Source organism: Phocaeicola salanitronis DSM 18170 (assembly GCF_000190575.1).
Lineage (GTDB): Bacteria > Bacteroidota > Bacteroidia > Bacteroidales > Bacteroidaceae > Phocaeicola > Phocaeicola salanitronis.
On record NC_015164.1, the window covers coordinates 1,437,046 to 1,458,760 of the forward strand.

15 protein-coding genes are annotated in these 21,715 nt (G+C 45.4%); 10 read left to right on the top strand and 5 right to left on the bottom strand.

Annotated elements, in window-relative coordinates; all coding sequences use genetic code 11:
* The first annotated feature begins 13 nt into the window (after window positions 1-13).
* The 5 genes from BACSA_RS06485 to BACSA_RS06505 all read left to right on the top strand — a co-directional run bounded on the left by BACSA_RS06485 (window position 14) and on the right by BACSA_RS06505 (window position 4,400).
* Window positions 14-1,711, top strand: a complete 1,698-nt coding sequence (locus BACSA_RS06485) for a serine protease (protein WP_013617304.1) — start codon at window positions 14-16, stop codon at window positions 1,709-1,711.
* Between the two features lie 272 nt (window positions 1,712-1,983).
* A complete protein-coding gene (locus BACSA_RS06490; RefSeq protein WP_013617305.1) occupies window positions 1,984-2,898 on the top strand; it encodes a ribonuclease Z in 915 nt (304 codons plus the stop codon).
* Between the two features lie 81 nt (window positions 2,899-2,979).
* A complete protein-coding gene (locus BACSA_RS06495) occupies window positions 2,980-3,531 on the top strand; it encodes an RNA polymerase sigma factor (RefSeq protein ID WP_013617306.1) in 552 nt (183 codons plus the stop codon).
* A gap of 50 nt (window positions 3,532-3,581) precedes the next feature.
* The gene (locus tag BACSA_RS06500) at window positions 3,582-3,947 is read left to right on the top strand and encodes a hypothetical protein (RefSeq protein ID WP_013617307.1); all 366 of its coding nucleotides are present in this window, start codon (window positions 3,582-3,584) and stop codon (window positions 3,945-3,947) included.
* A 12-nt stretch (window positions 3,948-3,959) separates the two neighbouring features.
* A complete protein-coding gene (locus BACSA_RS06505; protein ID WP_013617308.1) occupies window positions 3,960-4,400 on the top strand; it encodes a hypothetical protein in 441 nt (146 codons plus the stop codon).
* A 408-nt stretch (window positions 4,401-4,808) separates the two neighbouring features.
* Here BACSA_RS06505 and BACSA_RS06510 read toward each other — a convergent pair whose 3' ends face one another.
* Window positions 4,809-5,240 (bottom strand): DUF6078 family protein, encoded by a 432-nt coding sequence (locus tag BACSA_RS06510; protein WP_013617309.1) that lies wholly within the window; start codon window positions 5,238-5,240, stop codon window positions 4,809-4,811.
* Window positions 5,241-5,639: 399 nt separating this feature from the next.
* Between BACSA_RS06510 and BACSA_RS06515 the strand changes: the two genes are divergently transcribed.
* From BACSA_RS06515 to BACSA_RS06530, 4 genes are read left to right on the top strand one after another with little or no spacing between them, the layout of a single operon-like run.
* Entirely contained in the window at window positions 5,640-6,683 is a 1,044-nt protein-coding gene (locus BACSA_RS06515; protein WP_013617311.1) for a DUF1848 domain-containing protein, read from the top strand.
* Entirely contained in the window at window positions 6,680-11,212 is a 4,533-nt protein-coding gene (locus BACSA_RS06520) for a DEAD/DEAH box helicase (protein ID WP_013617312.1), read from the top strand. The genes BACSA_RS06515 and BACSA_RS06520 overlap by 4 nt, the downstream gene beginning before the upstream one ends.
* Window positions 11,193-11,597 (top strand): hypothetical protein, encoded by a 405-nt coding sequence (locus BACSA_RS06525; RefSeq protein WP_013617313.1) that lies wholly within the window; start codon window positions 11,193-11,195, stop codon window positions 11,595-11,597. The genes BACSA_RS06520 and BACSA_RS06525 overlap by 20 nt, the downstream gene beginning before the upstream one ends.
* A gap of 28 nt (window positions 11,598-11,625) precedes the next feature.
* The gene (locus BACSA_RS06530) at window positions 11,626-13,293 is read left to right on the top strand and encodes an RNA-binding domain-containing protein (protein ID WP_013617314.1); all 1,668 of its coding nucleotides are present in this window, start codon (window positions 11,626-11,628) and stop codon (window positions 13,291-13,293) included.
* Window positions 13,294-13,410: 117 nt separating this feature from the next.
* On the opposite strand, the gene rmuC is transcribed toward BACSA_RS06530, so the two are convergent.
* Window positions 13,411-14,847 (bottom strand): DNA recombination protein RmuC, encoded by a 1,437-nt coding sequence (rmuC, locus tag BACSA_RS06535; protein ID WP_013617315.1) that lies wholly within the window; start codon window positions 14,845-14,847, stop codon window positions 13,411-13,413.
* Between the two features lie 273 nt (window positions 14,848-15,120).
* Here rmuC and BACSA_RS06540 point away from each other — a divergent pair, with 273 nt between their 5' ends.
* Window positions 15,121-17,487, top strand: coding sequence for a TonB-dependent receptor (locus BACSA_RS06540; RefSeq protein ID WP_013617316.1), 2,367 nt, complete (start codon window positions 15,121-15,123; stop codon window positions 17,485-17,487).
* Window positions 17,488-17,753: 266 nt separating this feature from the next.
* Here the strand turns inward: BACSA_RS06540 and BACSA_RS06545 are convergent, their stop codons facing one another.
* From BACSA_RS06545 to metA, 3 genes are all read right to left on the bottom strand, one after another.
* Window positions 17,754-18,701, bottom strand: a complete 948-nt coding sequence (locus BACSA_RS06545; RefSeq protein WP_013617317.1) for a hypothetical protein — start codon at window positions 18,699-18,701, stop codon at window positions 17,754-17,756.
* Between the two features lie 168 nt (window positions 18,702-18,869).
* On the bottom strand, window positions 18,870-20,726 hold the full coding sequence (locus tag BACSA_RS06550; RefSeq protein ID WP_013617318.1) for a peptidase U32 family protein: 1,857 nt from the start codon (window positions 20,724-20,726) through the stop codon (window positions 18,870-18,872).
* Window positions 20,713-21,636, bottom strand: coding sequence for a homoserine O-acetyltransferase MetA (gene metA, locus BACSA_RS06555; protein ID WP_013617319.1), 924 nt, complete (start codon window positions 21,634-21,636; stop codon window positions 20,713-20,715). The genes BACSA_RS06550 and metA overlap by 14 nt, the downstream gene beginning before the upstream one ends.
* Window positions 21,637-21,715 lie beyond the last annotated feature (79 nt).

Consider the following 21,715-nt stretch of genomic DNA (forward strand, 5'->3'; position numbering starts at 1 on the left):
AAACATAACAGACATGAAAAAAATAATCGCCATTTTATTATGCATAACGCCTTTCTCTACGCTTCTTGCACAAGAACTTCCCAAATGGGCAGACAAAGCAAGAAAGGCAGTATTCTCCATTGTCACTTATACAAAAGACAATCAGATATTAAATACAGGGAACGGATTTTACATCGATGAAACAGGAACCGCCGTATCCGATTATTCGCTCTTCAAAGGAGCAGAACGGGCAGTTATCATTACAGCCGACGGGAAAGAACTGCCGGTAAAATACATGATGGGAGCCAACGACATGTATGATGTCGTAAAGTTCAAGGCGGACTTTGATAAAAAAGCCGAAGCGCTCCAGCCTGCCCCCACGGCTCCGGCTATCGGGCAGACCGTATATTTACTCCCCTACTCCACACAAAAAGAATCCAAAGGGCAAACCGGCACGGTAGCGAAAGTAGACACCATCGGCACCCAAACCTATTATTATACACTTGCCATGCAAACTACCGAAAAAACGGTCAGCTGCCCCATCATGAACGAAGCAGGGCAAGTAGTGGGCATGATGCAGAAAAACAGCGGTCCGGAAAGCAAGGAAAGTTACGCCATCGGCATCCGTTACCTGACCGATTTAAACATCAGTGCCCTATCTGCCAACGACATGACGCTCAACTCAATCGGCATCAAAAAAGGATTGCCCGAAGACGAATCACAGGCACTGGTTTACCTGTATATGGCTTCGAGCGTGTACGAACGCGGCCGCTACCTGGAGTTATTAAACGACTTTATCACTACCTATCCCAAAAATACAGAAGGCTACCTGCGCCGCGCCACGTGCTACAGCACATTCGGAGACGAAAGCCACAATGCGCTGGCTGCACAAGACCTGAACACCCTGCTGGATGTAGCCGAAAAAAAAGACGACGCGCACTACAATATCGCCAAATTCATTTACTCCTATCAAATGAATTCGGAAAACAAGCAGCCGTACGCCAACTGGACCTTCGAACGTGCGCTGGACGAAATCAGCCAGGCTCTGGAAACCGCCGCAGAACCCATTTATTATCAGTTGCAGGGAGACATTTATTTTGCCATGCAGAAATACGCCGAAGCCTTTACCGCCTACGAAGCGGTGAACAAAAGCAACCTGGCATCGGCGGCAACATTCTATGCGGCGGCTAAAGCCAAAGAGCTGACCGAAGGAGCCGACCGGAAAGAAGTCATCGCATTGCTCGACAGTGCCGTGGCGCGTTATGCCAAGCCCTATGGAAAAGATGCAGCCCCCTACCTGTACGAACGCGCACGCGTCAAAGCGGACAACGAGGACTTCCGAGGAGCCGTAAATGACTATAACGAATTCTACGACGCCATGTTAGGACAGACCTCTGCAGAGTTTTACCTCATCCGTTCACAAGCCGAACTGAAATGCCGCATGTACCAGCAAGCTATCAACGATATCAACAAAGCCGTCGAGCTTGACCCCAACGACGTAACCTACTGGATAGAAAAAGGAAGCGTACACCTGCGCGTCAATCAAGTGGACGAAGCCATCAAAGCCTTGACACGCGCCGTTGAAATGGACCCTGAAAACGCCCCCGCCTACCGCATGTTAGGCTATAGCCAAATCCAGAACAAGGAAAAAGAAAAAGGCATAGCCAATCTGCAAAAAGCGAAAGATTTGGGAGATGAAGTAGCAGACGGGCTGTTGGAGAAATACAAATAAGTTAACAATTAACAATGAATAATTAATAATGAATAGCTCCTTGCCAACTAAATGCGGAGCCCTGTCACGCTGGATTTGTAATCCAGCGTGACCCATGTGCGGATTTGCAATCCGCATCATCACCACGGTTTCGGATTGCAAATCCGAGCCTTCAATTACGCCGGATTACAAATCCGGCGTAACAAGGATAATTAATAATGAATAGTTCCCTGCCAACTACATGCGGAATCAATTATTAATTGTTCATTATTAATTATTAATTCAATCGCGTTATGGAAAAATTCGACCTACATATCTTAGGGTGCGGCTCGGCACTGCCTACCATGCGCCATCAAGCCACGTCACAAGTCGTCAATATCCGCGAAAAGCTGTTCATGATAGATTGTGGCGAAGGCACGCAAGTGCAATTGCGCCGCTCCCGCCTCAAGTTCAGCCGGCTGAACCACATCTTCATCTCCCATTTGCACGGCGACCACTGCTTCGGGCTAATCGGAGTGATTTCCACGTTCGGCATGCTGGAACGCACAGCCGACCTGCACATCTACAGCCACCCGGACCTAATCGGAATCCTGCAACCCCAAATCGACTTCTTCTGCAAAGGCATGAGCTATAACGTGGTGTTCCATCCGTTCGATCCGAAAGCCCGCGATGTTATCTACGACGACCGCTCCGTGTCGGTCGAGACCATCCCTTTACGCCACCGGATGCCCACCTGCGGCTTCCTGTTCCGCGAAAAGCCGACTCCCAATCACATCAAGCGCGAGATGATTGACTTTTACCAGATTCCGGTCTATATGATTAACCGCATCAAAAACGGAGAAGATTTCATTACGGAAGAAGGGAAAACCATTCCCAATGACTGGCTGACCACGCCTTCCGACCCGCCGCGCTCGTATGCCTATTGCTCGGATACCGCTTATTACCCCTCCGTCACCGAACAGATACAAGGAGTAGACCTGCTGTTCCACGAAGCGACCTTTGCCAGTTCCGATTCGGCACGTGCCCGGCAAACCCAGCATTCCACTGCCCGGCAAGCCGCACAAATCGCCCGCGACGCACAAGTGAAACGCCTGGTTATCGGCCATTTCTCGGCACGGTATGATGACGAAGAGATACTGCTAAAAGAAGCGCAGGAAGTTTTCCCCAATACCGTTCTGGCACAAGAGAATCTGCAACTGTCCATATAGGGGAATGTTAAAAAATTCTATCCGGATTAAAACGAAGGCACTTCATTGCATCTAATAAACACATAGTAAAGACATCTGATTATGAAGCATTATAACGAGGAAGAGATAATCGCCCAACTGCAAGAACCCCAATTGCAACGGAACGCTTTCGGGGAAATAGTCAAGCATTACAGCGAGCCACTGTATTGGCAAATCAGACGAATGGTGCTCTCCCACGATGATGCCAACGACCTCTTACAAAACACATTCATCAAGGCATGGAACAACCTGGAATATTTCCGGGGAGACGCCCGCCTGTCTACCTGGCTTTACCGGATTGCGTTCAACGAATGCCTGAACTTCCTGAACAAGCAGCGTGCCCTCAACCAGCTTTCGCTGGACGATGCCGAGTCAGCCGCCCTCAACAAACTGGAAAGCGACCCGTATTTCGACGGAGACCATACGCAGCTCTTGTTCGAAAAAGCCATCCAGACCTTGCCCGAAAAACAACGCATCGTCTTCAACCTGAAATATTTCCAAGAAATGAAATACGAAGAAATGTCCGATATCTTAGGCACGAGCGTAGGCGCCCTGAAAGCCTCTTACCACCACGCCGTCAAAAAGATTGAAGAATTTTTAGAGCAAAACGATTAAACCTTACCCCCAAACAACAATCTAAGTAATAAAGGAAGGAGGATAAGAATATGAAAAGAAACGACCTCGAATTGCAAAAGAAGTACGGGAAAAAGAACCCGTTCACCGTACCGGAAGGGTATTTCGACCGCTTTGCAGATGAACTGATGGCGCAACTCCCCGAAAAAGAAGTTGCCGCACTTCCTAAAATCGGCATGTGGGACCGCGTAAAGCCATGGGTGTACATGGCGGCAATGTTTGTGGGCCTGATGTTTACCATACGGGCATTTGTCGGCAACACGCAATCCGAAAACGATGCCAATATACTTTCCGACATGCCGGATGAGTATATCGAAGCGATTGTCAACCAAAGCCTGATGGATGATTACGAACTCTATCAATATTTAACCGACGCCGAGACCGGCATTTACAACTAAAAGAAACGCCACATGAAAAAAACAGGAATCCTATTGACGCTTTTTGCCTGCTTCTGCCTCTGCATGCAAGCCCAAAAGCCCAAACTAAATAAAGAAGAATTCCGTGCACGTCAGGAAGCCTTCATCATCGAAAACGCCCGGCTGACCCCCCAAGAAGCCCAAACGTTTTTCCCGCTTTACTTTGAACTGCAAGACAAGAAAAGCCAGTCCAACCGCGAAGCATGGAAAGAAATCCGCAAAGGCAAACAGCCCGATACCAGCGAAGAAGAATACAGCCGGATTATCGAAGCCGTCATTCAGGCACGCATCACCGCCGACCAGCTCGACCTGGAGTACCTGCGGAAATACAAGAAGTTCCTTTCCGCCAAAAAGATATACGACATCCAGCGTGCCGAAATGAAATTCCACCGCCATCTGCTCAAGCCGGATAAGAAAAAAGAACAGAAGAAATAGTCACACCTGATTACCTCAAAATCCGCAGGCAGCCGCATGCATCAGCCGATGCATGCGGCTGCCTGATTTTTTCCAATAATACTCCTTTCCCAGTCCTCCCCTATAGTACTGCAGTCCTGATAGGCTGGGACTGCAGTACTGGCGTGTCAAAACAGCAGTACTGGGCTGTCAGGACCCAGCACGCAGCCAGCTTTCCTTCCGGCATAAGCCTTTTCAGAAGCTGTTTTGAATTTATCGTGCGCTGATTTGGGATGAGTTTTTGAGGCATTTTCGCTTCTGTGATGAGGAAGATAGCGGGCTATCTGACGAAGAACAGGAGCGGAAAGGACCAAAAAATCGCCCAAAGCACACACGAAAACGGATACATCAAGCCAAGAAAAACTTTTTGGAGAAATTCAAAACAGCTTCTCAGTTCGTCCAGTCCTGCTGCTCTTGATAAGCGTCAAACTTGAATTCCTCCGTCACGCCCACCTGCCGTGCCACATCCGCAATCAATTCTTGCTCTCCGGGCGAAATCTCCCGTTTGCCGTTCCGCCGTTCAAAGTAAGGGTTCCGCCCGAAGTGCAGGATGAGCTTCCACATAAACTTATCATACTGATCGGGCAGCATCCGTTTCTGCATCTGTGTAAATCCACTGGCAAAACGTACAGGCTCCACATCCCGGAAATAAGCGCACCGCCCGTCCTTTGTACAAAGCTGGGGATTGACAACCAGCAGCACCTTTGCCGTCTCCGCCTGCTGCAGATAAGCCTTATGCCGTAAACACTTCGCCGCACAAAGGCAATCTGCCTCCCCGCACAAGGCGAAACCGTGCGGAATCTCTAATTTCGAGTCTTTCATATTCCTGTTTTTAAGATTCATACAAAGATAACGGATATTTCGCCAAAACGTACACAAAGGCATACTGTATTTTTAATATTTCATTTTCTCCTGTGATAGGCTGTTCACCTCGTATCAAATATGCAAACCTTTCTTTCCGCATCCTCAAAGTTAAATTTTACAATATCATTGGAGTGTAGCACACAAGCGACATTATACATAAATCCTTTTTACAACAACATAAATAGTCATTCATTCGTAGACAACGACTTCTTATCGTAGATTTTTGTATATCAGTATAAAAATTTGTGATTCTTTTTTTTATCTTTGTTGTCAAAGTTTGACAAACCATGCAAGCACATTAAATAGCTGCTCCAACCATCATAACTTAAACAACGAATAAATTAAAAAATGACCGATATGGCAAAAATCAATAATATAAAAAAAGAGATGACACGTGAAAATGGACAAACCATATCTTTACAGGAACCTATTATAGTATCAGCAAGCAGAAGTACGGACATCCCTGCTTTTTACTGTGATTGGTTTTTCCATAGGCTTAAAGTTGGTTATTCAGTTTGGACCAATCCATTTAACGGGAAAGACATGGCAATAAGTTATGCGAAAACACACTTTATTGTTTTTTGGTCAAAAAATCCTCGTCCACTATTAGCTCATCTTGATGAATTAAAAGAACGCGGAATAAACTGTTATATCCAATATTCGTTAAATGATTATGAAGATGAAAAACTGGAGAAAGGAGTTCCTCCTTTGACCGAACGTATAGACACGTTCAAGCGATTGACAGACAAACTCGGATTCGGTAGTGTTATATGGCGTTTCGACCCATTAATGCTTACTGATAACATAAATATTGATAGCCTTTTAAGAAAAATAGAAAACATTGGCGACCAGCTAAAAGGTTATACAGAGAAACTTGTATTCAGCTTTGCAGACATAGCTATTTACCGTAAAGTAAAATCAAATCTTGAAAAGAACGGAATACTTTATCACGAATGGACTGAAGAACAAATGAAAGAGTTTTCCAAACGACTTGTCAAACTTAACAAGGACAAAAGTTGGAATTATGAACTTGCCACTTGCGGAGAAAAAGGAAAATATGAAGGCATTAAGAAAAATAGTTGTATCGATGATGTGCTGATGATTCGCCGGGCTTATAAAGATGAAAAATTAAGACAATTCCTTAATGCTGAATTCGTAAGCCCAAAACTAAACCCTGATGCAATCAAACTTGATAATGGGTTTTATGTTACACTTGGAAATAATAGAGACAGTGGACAGCGTGAATTTTGCGGCTGCATAAAAAGCAAAGACATAGGTCAATATAACACGTGCATCCACATGTGCGAATACTGTTACGCAAACACCAGCAAACAAGCGGCAGCAGCAAATTATAAACGTCATTTAGAAAATCCGTGGGCAGAAACAATAATAGGAGAATGAAAAGGATAGAGCAATTTGAGGTCAATGATGGAAGATGGACAATTATTTACCAAGATAAATCAGAAAAAGTAATTGATTCACAATTTATTCCAATTCAATACGAATACATTGGGGAATCCATGACTTTAAAGCCTTTAAATGAATTTCCCAATGAATATTCCCCGATAGCATGGTGGAATTTTAAATATGGATTATGTCCGATTAGAATAAATAACAAATGGGGATTTGTCGATTCAAAACTTTCAATTGTTATACAACCTATTTTTGATTTTGTTGGTTATACTCGTAGCCAAAAATGCGCATGTTGGCGTCCCGAAGAATTCATACATCACGTTGAATGGGTACATGGAATTTGTAGTGTAACTATAGGCAATGAGCAAAAAATGATAAATGAGAGAGGACAATTCCTATCTCAATATGAGATCAGTATAAGAAATATTAAAAATTTAACCGTTGATAATATAATCAAAATTGCCCAAGAAAACCTATCGCCTGAAATTAATATTCGTCCATGGGCATATATAGACTCAAAAGGCAGAACACTTGAACACGGAACCGCTGTTCTTGAAACTGAAGAACAATGTAATGCCTATTTAGCTGCATATGGAAATATGCATTACAAAAAATTACAATACACTTTTAATCATAATGATAATAAAAACAATATTCCGTATTCAGAATTCAAAAATGGATTAGAAATATATGATTGGGGATGTGGACAAGGCATAGGCACAGTTGCTCTTATCGAAAAATTACGCCAACTAAATTTAGTTTCTTCAATAAAGAAAGTTACATTAGAAGAGCCTTCTGAAATAGCCCGTTCAAGAGCAGTTCTACATATAAAGTTAGCCTTAGACAATGATAATATTGAAATTGTAGAAATACCATATTATCTTCCTTCAGATTACGGGGACAACAACAATTCTATACAAAAAATTGATGTTAAACAACCTGTTGCCATTCACATTTTTTCAAACATTCTTGATATAGGAAGTGTCAGTTTGAAAGGTGTATCAAAACTGATAACTTCTTCAGGAACGAAACACTTTGTTTTTTGTATCGGTCCTGCCAATCTTAATGAAAGCCGAATAAATGCATTTACAAATTATTTTAAAAATGAAGACATCCATATTATCACAGATTTTCGTGAAACTGATTTTGGCAGGCATCCAAACGGAAAAGCATACGGCTGTCTGATAAAAAACTTTTCTTACACACTTTCAAATGCAGAAAGTGTGCTTCATAAATATATTTATTATGCACCCATCCAAGTATTTGCTGCATATTGTGATAACATCAATGATTATAGAATAAATGATGCCGTATTTGAAATTCTTGCACCATTTGATATGACCGTGCATAAAAATATCTTGCCTGTCTTTGCTTTGGTCAGCAATCTTATTTCAAGAGGTTGTCCGACTTTTGCAAGCTACAAGGTACAAAGCGCCCTCAACTCTTATGATGCAGAAAACAGGAAAAAGGCTTTTCAAGCCATTGCCAGAATACAAAAGACTTTGATAGAAGCTCTCATATCAAACCGACTTAATTTGTCAGTTCAAAAATGGGAAATACTTATAATTGAAGATGATACAGACATCGCAAAACTTGCACTTGATGATTTTTATGAATTATATCATCATCTGATAAGTATGACAACAGACTATTCAGAAAAGGCACTTCCTGCATTTAAATTGTATGACAGTAAAATCGCAAATCCAGAAGATGAATATGACATAATAATTGACATTTCAATAAAGAAATATTGTACTCAGGAAAAAGAAATGTTTTCCAAGTATAAAGCTAAAAACGAATGTTACTTTGTTGTCCGTTCATCTCATGAGATATATGAAGATAGGTTCTTTTATACAACTGAACGCATTAAATATAAACCTTTTGTCGAAAGGAACAGTCGTGGTATATATATAATAGACAAAGAACAGACGCAACATCTCCGCTATTTCTTGAACCTTATATTCAGAAAAGAAGATTTCAGGCCTGGGCAATTACCTATTTTAAGCCGAGCTTTGCAGCTGAAAAGTGTTATCGGATTGTTGCCAACAGGTGGAGGAAAGTCGCTGACATATCAGCTAGCTGCAATGTTACAACCTGCCATAACAGTTGTAGTTGACCCATTAAAGGGACTTATGAAAGACCAATATGACGGATTGCTTCATACCGGTATTGACGGTATTTCATACATAAACAGTGATTTATCTGCTACAGAAAAAAGAGAACGTGAACAAAAATTGACTGGTTCACAAGTCCAAATCATGTTCCTTTCTCCTGAAAGATTAAGTATATACAGATTTAGAGAGGTTTTACGGTCCATGCGTGAGTCAAATGCTTATTTTGCTTATGGTGTCATAGATGAAGTACACTGCGTGTCTGAATGGGGGCATGACTTCCGACTTGCATATTTACATCTCGGACGAAATCTTTATAATTATGTATTGCCCAAAGAAGTTAAAAGTGAAGATAATCATATATCTTTATTTGGATTGACGGCAACAGCGTCATTTGATGTTTTGGCTGATGTTGAACGAGAGCTATCTGGGCGAAATTCATACTCGCTTGAAGATGACGCAACCGTAAGATATGAAAACACCAACCGTCTTGAACTACAGTATTATGTTGCTAATATAGATGCAACAAACGCAAATAACGTATGGGATGTTGGAAACATAAAAGAAGAAAGATTATTACAAGTTATTGATGATGCCACAAATAAAATAAACGAAATACAACATGATGATTGCATAAAGAAAATAAAACAACATTTCATTGAAAGGGAAAATATCATAGACTCAAACAAAATCTCTGAAATAAAGAATGCGGACATAAATGTTTCCGTTGAAAACAGATGGTATTTGTTTAGAAATACAGACAAAGCAGGCATTGTATTTTGTCCGAGAAAATCGGAGAATACAAATCTTAGTGTTCCATCGGCAAGGTCAGCATTGAAAAAACAAGGAGTAACCTTTTTATCAACATATAAAGGTGGTGACGATACATCTTGTCAAGATGATTTTCTTAATGGCAAGACAAATATGATGGTTGCAACAAAAGCATTTGGTATGGGTATTGACAAATCAAATGTTAGATTAATTTTCCATTTAAACTTTCCGGGGTCATTGGAATCATTTGTTCAAGAAGCAGGACGCGCCGGTCGGGATAGAAAAATGTCTCTTGCAACAATACTTTATTCAGCAAAGAAGTTTGATGTCCAAAACGTTAGGACACGTTTATTTGAAAAATTCTCAGCGGATTATACTATTAATAAGTTCTTTTATGATAGTAATTTCTTAGGAGAAGATTTTGAAATTTACGTTATGGATTTGCTTATGAAGCAGCTTCCTGTGAAAATTAGTAATGAAGAATTTTATAACATACAATCTCCCACTGTTGCCAATACACAAGGTATTATCCGGTTTTTACAATCATATCCTAAAGGTTCGGTTTTAACTTATTATGTGTATTACGGTATTTCAAGTCAACAACTTAACTCTTATAATTCACAATTAAGAAGTAAAAATTTCCCTATTTTTAAAACAAACATACCAGATAGAAGATATCCATATGGGGAAACCTTATTTAGGGATGCTGTGCAGAAAGCAATCTACCGAATGTGTGTGATTGGTTTAATTGATGACTTTACAGAAGATTACGGAAAAAAGGAATTCCGTATTACAACAATATGCCGTGATGAAACTGACTATTATGATTTTCTAAAACTTTATTATAGAAAATATTATTCGGAAGAAAGAGTTGCGGCTATGATAGAAGATGTAAAAAAAGATGCACAAACTGAAGGAACAATAATGGCCTGTTTGAAGCATTTGACTTCTTTTGTTTATAGAAGTATTGCCGAGAAAAGGGCACGCGGCATTTTGGACATGGAACAATTTTGTAATATGGCAATCACTTCCGATAAGGACTGGAAAGATACTAATGAGGATTTAAAAGACTTCATTTATTATTATTTCAATTCAAAATATGCTCGTGAAGGATTTGTTACATACGATTCATCAATTAATAAAGAAATACCTTTCTCATTGAAAGATGATACAAATCATGATATACATACGGAAGACGAAATAACAAGTTTCGAATTGGTAAAGAAATATATGCGAGTGGTTGACAAAGAAATAGTAAACAGTGATTCGCAAAAAGATAACATAAAACATCTTCAAGGTGCGGTTCGCTTAATTAGAAGAGCTGCGCCGGAAATGAATCCTGTACTCAATTTTCTAAATATATTTTGTATTCTTTTTCTTGAAGAAGAAGAAAATGAAATGTTAGAAGAAGAACTTTATAATGACTATAAAGCCGTTATGGATTTATATTTAGCAGCAGGTAAACGTAATCTGCTTAATGAATATACAGAACTTCTTATTCAACATTCAGCAATTTATGAAACAGATAGAGAGTACATAGAGAAAATACAAAATGCGATTCAATTAGAAGAGCATTTGAACAGTCTTAAAGAAATAACAAATAAATATTTAAATTATGATAGACGAAAGAATTAACAATTCGCTTGAAGAATTAGAAAATCAGCTTAAGAAAGTCGAAGCGGCAAGGAAACAAGTGGAAAAAACTGTCAATTCATTTGATGGAATTAATGATTCTACACAAAAATATGTTTCCAGCTTAAGCGAAATTAAAACAACACTTAACGAGATTATAAAATTAATCAGACAAGATTATAAAGATAAAGTTTCTGAATTTGAAAAAGATAGACATGTAATTATTGAATCTTCAGAAAACGCTATAAATAAAATAGAAGAGGCAACGAATAATGTAACTGAGCTATTAGCCTCAAATACAAATTTGTTGCAAAAGAAATTAACTTATACACTAATTTTGAACATAATAATCATCGCTGGTGTCATAGCTGCAATATTTCTAAAATAGAACTCAGCACCTTTTTTAATTCAATAATATGCTCGAACTCGAATTACAACAATACCTTCTTCGTGAATATCCACAAGAAAACTCACACTGCGAATGGAAGGAATTTAAGAGCCTGAAAAACTCTTTCTGCGGTGACGAGAAAGACGATGTTATATCGTATGTTTCTGCTATTGCCAACATGGAAGGTGGACATTTGATTATAGGTGTTCATGACAGAACATTGGAGATTATAGGAACAGATACATATAACTATGATAAACAAAAGGCAATATTACGCCTAACAGAAAGATGCGTAAATCTTTCAACAGAAGGTTTGGATATAGATGAGTTTATCACAGATGATACTAATCGTAAAATATGGGTTATCCATATTCCTAAACATCTACCCAAACGACCTGTGTTTGCTCATAATAAAGCATGGCAACGAATAGAGGATTCTCTTGTAGAGATGACGGCCGAACGTTTGAGCGCAATTCTTGATGAACCGATTTTTGGTGATACAGACTGGTCTGCACAAATTATACCAGATGCAACGATTGACGACCTTGATGAAGTAGCCATCGCCAAAGCTCGTAAAATGTTCAAGAAAGTGCATAGTCGAATTCCAGAAGCCGAGGTAAATTCATGGAGTGTGGAAACATTCCTAAGTAAGTGCGGCATAACAAAGAACGGAGGAATCACTCGCGCAGCAATTATTCTTCTTGGTAAATATGAAGCCGCTTTCAAATTACGTCCCGCTGTTGCACAAGTGACTTGGACAAGGCGCGATGAAAAGAAAGATGTAGTAGACTACGAACATTTTACTGTGCCCTTTATCTTAACCGTTGATGAAATCCTATCAAAAATTGAAAACTTGACAATACGTAAAATGCCAGGAGGCACGCTCTTCCCTGATACAATGAAGCAATATGATGACTATACCATCCGCGAAGCACTTCATAATTGTATTGCACATCAAGACTACACGATGCAACAGCGAATTAATTTCGTAGAAAATCCGACATACCTTTATTACTCCAATGCAGGGAGTTTCATTCCTGGTACTTTGAAAAATGCTTTGACAAATGAAGAACCTCAAGCATATTTCCGCAATGAATGCCTTTGTAGGGCAATGGTTGATTTCAACATGATAGACACAGTAAGCAGAGGTATAAAAAAGATGTTCAATGAACAATGGCGTCGCCATTTTCCAATGCCGGATTATGAAATTGATGCTAAAAACAGAAAAGTATCAGTACGTATTTACGGCAATGAGATAAATAAGCAATATACTAACTTACTCAAAACAAACCATTCACTGACCTTGTGGGACTGCATATCATTAGATGCTGTTCAGAAAGGCAGAACTATTCATGAGGATGTTGCGCAAAACTTATTAAACAGAGGGCTCATTGAGGGCGAAGCTCCCAATTATACAATCTCTTTAGGAGTTGCAAAAGCTACTCGCCAACTGCAAGGTTATACCAGACAAAAAGGACTTGACAAGGAGAAAATCAAACAAATGATTTTGCAGTATCTTAAGAATTCCGGCACAGAGGGGGCTAAACGTGATAGCATTTATAAATATGTCAAAGATGTAATGCCGCAAGTCAAGAACCATGAACAGCAATTAAGACTATTAGGTGATATACTTAGTGCGTTAAGTGCTGATAAGCTTATTTATGCGGAAGGGCGGACATGGTTTTTGAAAGAATAGTTATAACGAAGATTATGACGGTTTATCCCTATTATAGCGGAAATTATAGCGGATTCCGTCATATTATAGCGGATAATGATAATCCGGTTAATTCATGTCAAATTCATAACCGCTTTCCTATCTTTCTTCCGCATCCCCTAAAGCCGGAACATCATCCACATCCATCAGCTGAGGCAAAGGATTCCGGTCGCTCTGCTTGGCGCCCAGCTTCACCAGCTTACTGCAGGTCTGCAGGATGCTTTGGCCGCTGGGCTGAAGCTTCTTCTCGCCGTCTTCGTACGCCGATTTTGCATTGTCGAGGGCTTTGCCGAGCGCCTGGTATTTCTTCATGAACTGTCCTACGCGGTCGAGCATTTCGTTGGCAAGCGCGTACACTTTCTCGTGGTTCTGCACCTGGGTAATCTGCGTCCAGGTCAGGTTGATGATGCGCAAGGCGGCAAAGAGGGTCTGCTCGTCGGCGATAAACACATTCTTGTCCATTGCCTTACGCCACAAGTCCGGCTGGGCGTTCAGCGCCGTCCAAAGGGCACCCGTGTGGGGCACAAACATAATCACATAGTCCATCTTCACCTTGGGCGGGCGGATATACGAAGAATAGTCTTTCACCGAAAGCTCCTTCACGTGTTTCTGAAGGCTCTCGACGTGCGCTTTCAGATATTGCTGGCGCTGGTCTTCCGTCTCCGCGTTCACATAATCGATGAAAGCCGTGAGCGACACCTTCGAGTCGATAATCACCTCGCGGCGCTGGTCCAGATGCAAGATGACATCGGGACGCATCAGACCTCCTTCTTCCGATTTTACCACCTCACCGTTTCCGTCGCGGATTACCGACTGCACATCGTAGTGGATGCCCCGAGTCAACCCTTGTGCCTCAAGCAGCTCGTCGAGCACCGTCTCGCCCCAGTCGCCCTGCACCTTGGTGCCATGCTTGAACACCCGGGTCAGTTCTTCCGCACTCTTTTGGGCAGCGGCGCTCTGGCGCATCATGTGCTCGATGTTCGCCTTCATTTCGCTGCTCATTGATGTTTGCTTCAATGTATTCTCGCTCATTGCCTGCTTCATCTTGTCGATGGTTTCGCGCAACGGATTGACAATCTGTCCCAGATTCGTATGGCTGGCTTCCGCAAACTCTTTCTGGCGTTGCTTCAGCATGTCGTCTGTAGCCGACTTCACCTGCGCGCTCACCTTTGCCATCATTTCCTCGAAACGTGCCTGCTGTGCCTCCATGGCTTCGGCATGCCGCCTTTCCTGCCCGGCAAGCATCTCACGGCAGGCGGCGTCTTTCGCGTCCAGCGCCTCCCTACACGCCTTCTCTTTTTCCTGCAACGCTTCCTGCCTGCGCTTTTCAGCCTCCTGCTTCTGCGTTTCCATCTGTTCGTGTGCCGAATCCTTCCATTCGTCCAATTGCCGCTGAAGAGCGGCTGTTTGGGCATCCGCTTGTGTCTGAAGCATCTCGATTTTCGTCACCAATGCTTGTTGCTTTCCACGGGAAATCATCCATCCCATCACGCTCCCCACTACAAAACCTAAAATAATTGCTGCTATCAATTCCATAATGCTATCGATTAAAACACGACAAAGATAAGGATATTCCCGGTAATTTCCTCATTTATGAGGATTGCATGTGTCGGAGATTTGGCGTTACTTTGCAGGCGATTGGAAAAAACGCAGATTAACGCAGATTTCCGCGGATTATTTTTATTGACTATTGGACTATTTAGATTTACTATTTTGCCCTAAACCGTACGTTGTCAATCGAAAAATTGTAAATAAAATAATCTGTGTTAATCTGCGAAAATCTGCGTTTCAAAAAAACAAAGCACATATATGAAAACAAGACTTATCTTTACAACGCTGGCACTTGCCGCCACCGCCGCGGCATCCGCCACAACACACGACACCTTGCGCGACACCACACGGGTGATCGACATCGAAGAGGTAGTGGTCATCGCCACCCCTAAGGAAAACACCCGCCTGCGCCAACAGGCACTCTCCGCCACCTCGCTCTCGCAAGCGGACATACGGAGCCGGCAAATCGCATCGGTAAAATCGCTCTCCGGGCTGGTGCCCAACCTGTTCATCCCCGACTATGGGTCGAAGCTCACCACCTCGGTCTACGTACGGGGCATCGGGTCGCGCATCAACACGCCTGCCGTAGGGTTGTATGTTGACAACGTGCCCTTCATCGACAAGTCGGCATTCGACTTCAACTACTCCGACATCGAACGCATCGACGTGATGCGCGGGCCGCAGGGCACGCTGTACGGGCGCAACACGATGGGCGGGCTGATACGTGTGTTCACCAAGTCGCCCTTCACCTATCAGGGGACGGACGTGCAGCTCAGTGCCGCCACCTACAACGATTACAAGGTGATGCTGAAGCACTACCACCGTATCTCCGAACAATTCGCCTTCTCGGTAGGAACCTTCTACGAACACAAAGGAGGATTCTTCAAGAACGCTTTCGACGGCAAGCGCATCGACACCGATGACGAGGCAGGAGGACGCATCCGTGCCATCTGGCTTCCCAATGCCAACCTGAAACTGGACTTCACCGCCAATTACGAGTACACCAACCAAGGCGGATACCCCTACGCCTATACCGGACGCACCGACGGCGAAGAGGAAGACCGCGCCGAATACATCGGCACCATCTCGTACAACCGCCCCAGCGGATACAGGCGCAACCTGGCAAACGGCGGACTGAGCATCGAACACCACGCAAGGAACTTCATCTTGAGCAGCGTCACCGGATTCCAGTACCTGCACGACCGGATGACCTTGGACCAGGACTTCACCGAAGCCGACATCTATACCCTGGTGCAGAAACAAGACGCAAAAACCCTGAGCCAGGAAATCGTACTGAAGTCGAACCCCGGCACGCGCTGGCAATGGACCACCGGCGTGAGCGGATTCTACCAATGGCTGGACACCGGCGCACCCGTCACCTTCCACGATGAGGGCATCAGCAGCCTGATAGAAGACAACATCAATGCCGGACTGGCACAACTTCCCGCAGGTGCTCCTACCCTCTCGGCAAGCGTCACCACCCGGCCTCTCCTTGTGCCCGGACACTTCAAGACACCTGTACTGAACGGTGCCATCTACCACCAGTCGACATTGAACGACCTTTTCACCGAGGGACTCTCGCTTACCGTGGGACTACGGCTGGACTATGAAAAGCTTTGGCTGGACTATGACTCCCGCTGCGACATGGGCTTCGACTTCGGCGTATCAGCCCCTTTCCTGCCCCAGCCCATCTCCCGCTCGCTGGCGGCATCGGTGCGCTTCGCCGGCAAAGAGCACACCGACTACCTGCAACTCCTCCCCAAGTTCACCCTGCAATATGCGTGGAACCCCGAAAACAACGTCTACGCCACCGTGAGCCGAGGATACCGTTCGGGCGGATACAATATCCAGATGTTCTCCGACCTGATACAAGCCGACTTGCGCACCGCGATGATTGACGCCGTGAAGCAAGATGAAGTGTTCGGCAACTTCGCCGGAATGATTCCCGACTTCCCCTCTTCGGACGTAGACGTGACAGATGCCACCCTCTACAAGCCCGAATATGCATGGAACTACGAGGCGGGCGCACACCTCACCGCGGCAAGTGGAAAGCTGCAGACCGACCTTGCCTTCTTCTACATGGACACGCGCGACCAGCAGATTTCGCGCTTCGCCGAAACAGGATTGGGGCGCATCACCGTCAATGCCGGGAAAAGCCGAAGCATCGGAGCGGAAGCATCGTTGCGTGCCCGCCTGACCGATAATTTCCTCCTGAACGGAAGCTATGGCTACACCTACGCTACCTTCACCGACTATGTGGTGAGCGACACGGAGAACTACAACGGACGCTACGTGCCCTTCGTACCCAAACACACATTCCACATCGGCGGGCAATACCGTTTCGTCTTGCGAAAGAACGCCATCCTCGACAACATCACCGTAGATGCCAACTATCGTGCGGCAGGGCGTATCTACTGGACCGAACAGAACAATGCCAGCCAGCCCTTCTACGGCACACTGGATGGGCGCCTCAGCTTCAACAAAGGGAACGGGCAGGTGGCACTCTGGATAACAAACGCCCTCAACAAGCGTTACCAGGCGTTCTACTTCGAATCGATGAACCGTGGTTTCGAGCAACAAGGACGCCCCCTGCAAGTAGGAATCGACCTGCGGTGTAACTTCTGATTGGGTTTCACCACAGAGGACACAGATTTTTTCTGAAACGCAGATTAGCGCAGATTTTGTGTTCGTTACGCCGGATTTGTAATCCGGCGTAATCGTTTGTTCGGATTTGTAATCCGAATCATCCGCGCAAGTGTACGGATTTCAAATCCGCAGATAAAAAATTACGGCGGATTACAATTCCGCCGTGACGCAAGCTTTCCCAGGCCTGCGATTTTGTTACGGAGTAAAGACGTAAAAATCTGCGTGAATCTGCGGTGAAAAAAGCATCACTCGTTCAGCGCGCCGCAATGGGGGCAGATGCCCTTGGTACGCAGCTTGGCACCGCATGCGCCGCATACGTAGGGGTAGCGTTCTGGCTTGCACAGCCAGCGGATGCAGCCGGCGGCATACGCCACGAGGCATACATAGGCGATATAAACATTGACGTAGGTGAAAAACACATAGATGAAGATGCAGCACGATACCAGCCCCACGAGGTAGAAGAACGCTACTTCCGCTTTGGTCTGGTGAAAAAGGTCGTCGAGCATCGCCACACCCACCAGCAATGCCAGGGCAACGCACACGATGAAAAAGCCGAGAATAAAGGGCACATCAAAGGGGTTGAGCGTGGGGGCATAATAGTAGCGTTCCCACGTCTCGGGCACGAAGTGCTGGATGCTGTTGTAGGTAGTGGCGGCTATTGCCATCAGCAAGGACAAGAGGATGGGGAAGCCGCTATCGATATCGTTCAGCCAGATGAGCTTGATTTGCTTGCGCCGCACCGCCCGGTAGACGAACCACAGGAAAAACACCGCCAGTACAAGGAAGAAAGGCAGGGTGTGGGCGTTGCTGAAGAAATGGATGAAGCGCGAGATAGGGTCGACCGGCACGATATTGTCCAGCAGGCGGTGTTCCTGAATCCACCCGATGGTCTCCTGGTCGCGTGCCACTTTCACCCACACCGAGTCGACGGAATCTTGCGGATGTACATCAAACTCCGCCACCACCACTTCATCACCCCGGAGCAGCGGTACCGTATCCATAAACGGAAGCACATGCAGCCATAGTGTGTCTGCCTCTATCTGAAAATTGCTGTTCAGGGCATACATCCGCGAATAGAAACGGACGGAGTCGCCTCCCTCTGCTGCGGAAGAAGGCACCAAAGGCTGATAGCGGCAAGCCGTAGCAAGCACCAGCAGCAACAGGAACGGTACGAAATACTTACTCTTCAACATAAGCCTATCTGTTTTGAAACGCAGATTTTCACAGATTAACGCAGATTATTTTATTTACAATTTATCGATTGACAAAGTACGATTTAGGGCAAAACAGTAAATCGTAAATAATCTAATAGTCAATAAAAATAATCCGAGGAAATCTGCGTTAATCTGCGTTTCCATTCTTCATTTTTCCATACACACTTTCATCTGGCACGCCTTGCAATCGAATTCCAGCCGGAAACGCTTGCCGTCGCTGCTCACCAGGTAATAAGGCTCGCGGTAGGGCGAACGCTTTTTCTGATACACCGGACACCAGCCCAGGCTATAGCGGATGCAATGCTTGCAAAACATCAGCGCCACTCCTGCCGGTGCTTCCCGCTCGAAAGCAGGAGCTACCTGCTCTACACCGTGGCGGCGGTAGAAAGCCTCGGCAAGCGTATTCATCACATTGCCGCGATAATCCAACTCTTTTTCGGGATAAGGATGCGCGGTCTGCTCCCATTGCCTGCGCTCTTGCGGATAGGTGATGCGGCGTGCCTGAAGCAGGCGCTCCACTCCCCGGCGGCGCAAGTCCGAAAGTCCGGATGCGGGAATAAACCAATCTTCGGCAAAACCGATGGCAATCTCACGGGCTTCGAAAGGCGTGGTGCCCAACTTGCCCAGCTGCGCCTTCAGGTTCTCGGCTTGCGGTGTGCGTGCCCGTTCTTTTTCCCGTTCCAGCACCACGCTCACCCTTGTCCCGTCTTCATCGGAAAGGTCGAGGGTGAAGCCGGAAGGATTTGCTTCCAGACGCATGTCCACCGCTATCTTCCTTATGGCGGACTTCTTCTGCATCACGCGCTCGAACTCTTGGTCGAAATTGCGGTACAGCATTGTTTTCGGACGTATGCCGCGAGGCATTTCCAACGGGAACAGTTTATTGCCTTCCACACGGTTCACCCGGAAGCCGTGCAACTTGCCTTGCCCGTCGAGGTAACACAATCCGTCTCCATTGGCGAAGGACTTCACGCCCGCCACGGTCAGGAAGTTGCCCCGTACTTCTTTCACCGTGCCTACCTCTTCGCCCAACGATTTCGGAGTATTCAGGTTGAAGATGCCCGGGTTGCGTCCGTGGGCGAAATAGTCGGTAAACCCGCGGCTGAAACTCTTGTCCAATTGGGGACGGAAAGCCAGATGCACCGTGCCCGATGATGCCCGCATGTATTCTTTCCGGCGGCGGAAAATGGCATCCAATTGCTGGCGGTAATATGCCGTGACGTTTTTCACATACGACACGTCTTTCAGCCTTCCTTCTATCTTGAGCGATGAAGCCCCCGCATCGAGCAGAGCTTCGAGGTTCGCGCTTTGGTTCATATCCTTGAGCGAGAGCAGGTGCCTGTCGTTTACGATGGTCTTCCCGTCGGCATCCACAAGGTCGAATCCCAGGCGGCAAAACTGGGCGCATTCGCCGCGGTTGGCACTCCGCCCATAACACGCCTGACTGACGTAACACTGCCCGCTATAACTCACGCACAACGCCCCGTGGACGAAGACCTCGAGCAACGTGCCGGGGCACCGGCGGTGGATACGGCCGATTTCGTCAAGGCTCAACTCACGGGCGAGCACCACCTGGCGGAATCCGGCTTCGGCAAGAAACTGCACCTTCTCCGGCGTGCGGTTGTCCATCTGCGTGCTGGCATGCAGGGGGATGGGCGGCAGGTCCAGTTGTGTGATGCCCATATCCTGTACGATAAGCGCATCTACCCCGATGCGGTACAGGTCCCATATCATCGCCTCGGTGGCTTTCAGTTCGTCTTCTTTCAGGATGGTATTCACCGTAACGTAAATGCGCACACGGTACAGATGGGCATAACGCACCAGTGCCGCGATGTCGTCCAACGAGTTTCCGGCAGCAGCACGTGCTCCGAAACGGGGTGCCCCGATATACACGGCATCCGCTCCGTGGTTGATGGCTTCGATTCCACACTCCAGGTTCTTGGCAGGGGCCAGCAGTTCGATAGCCCTCACCGGAGAGACGGAAAGGGGGTTACTTGATTTCATTGATGTCATACGGTGTTTCCTGATATACATAATAGTTCAGCCAGTTGGAGAACAAGAGGTTGGCAGTACTGCGCCAGCGCACCAGCGGTCCCTTTTCCGGGTCATCTCCGCGATAATAATTCTTCGGCATATCGATGGGCAAGCCTTTCGCCAAGTCGCGCCGGTATTCGGTATCCAGTGTATAAGGGGCATATTCCGAATGACCCGTCACATAAAACTCGCGTCCTCCGCGCGCCATCACGATATGTACGCCCGAGTCTTCCGATTCCGAAACAATCTGCAGCTCGGGGCAGCGTTCGATGTCCTTGCGGCGCACTTCCGTATGCCTGCTGTGCGGCACGAAGAACACATCGTCGAACCCGCGGAAGATAGGCAGCTTCCCGAACCCCTCGCACACATGATGCTCGAAGATGCCGAACATCTTTTTCTCCAGCGGATACTTGGGCACCCCATAGAAATGATACAGCCCAGCCTGTGCCGCCCAGCAGATGTAAAGGGTAGAAGTGACGTGCGTACGCGTCCAATTGAATATATCCTGTATCTCGCTCCAGTAGTTCACGTCTTCGAAATCGAGATGCTCCACCGGTGCGCCGGTGATAATCATCCCGTCGAACTTCTCGTCGCGCATCAGGTCGAAGTCACGGTAAAACGCCTTCATGTGCTCGATGGGCGTGTTCTTCGAGGTATGGCTTTTCAGTTTCATAAAGCTCACCTCTATCTGGAGGGGCGAGTTCGAGAGCAACCGTATCAGGTCGGTCTCGGTAGTAATCTTTATCGGCATCAGGTTGAGGATGACGATTTTCAACGGACGTATGTCTTGTGTACTTGCCCGCGATGTATCGATAACGAAGATATTCTCTTCCTTCAGCAAGTCGATGGCAGGCAATTTATCAGGTAAATTCAGTGGCATAGAAACATTTGTTTTTTTTCAGCCACAAAGATAAGTTTTTTTAATGAAGAATGAGGAATGAAGAATGAAGAATCGCTTC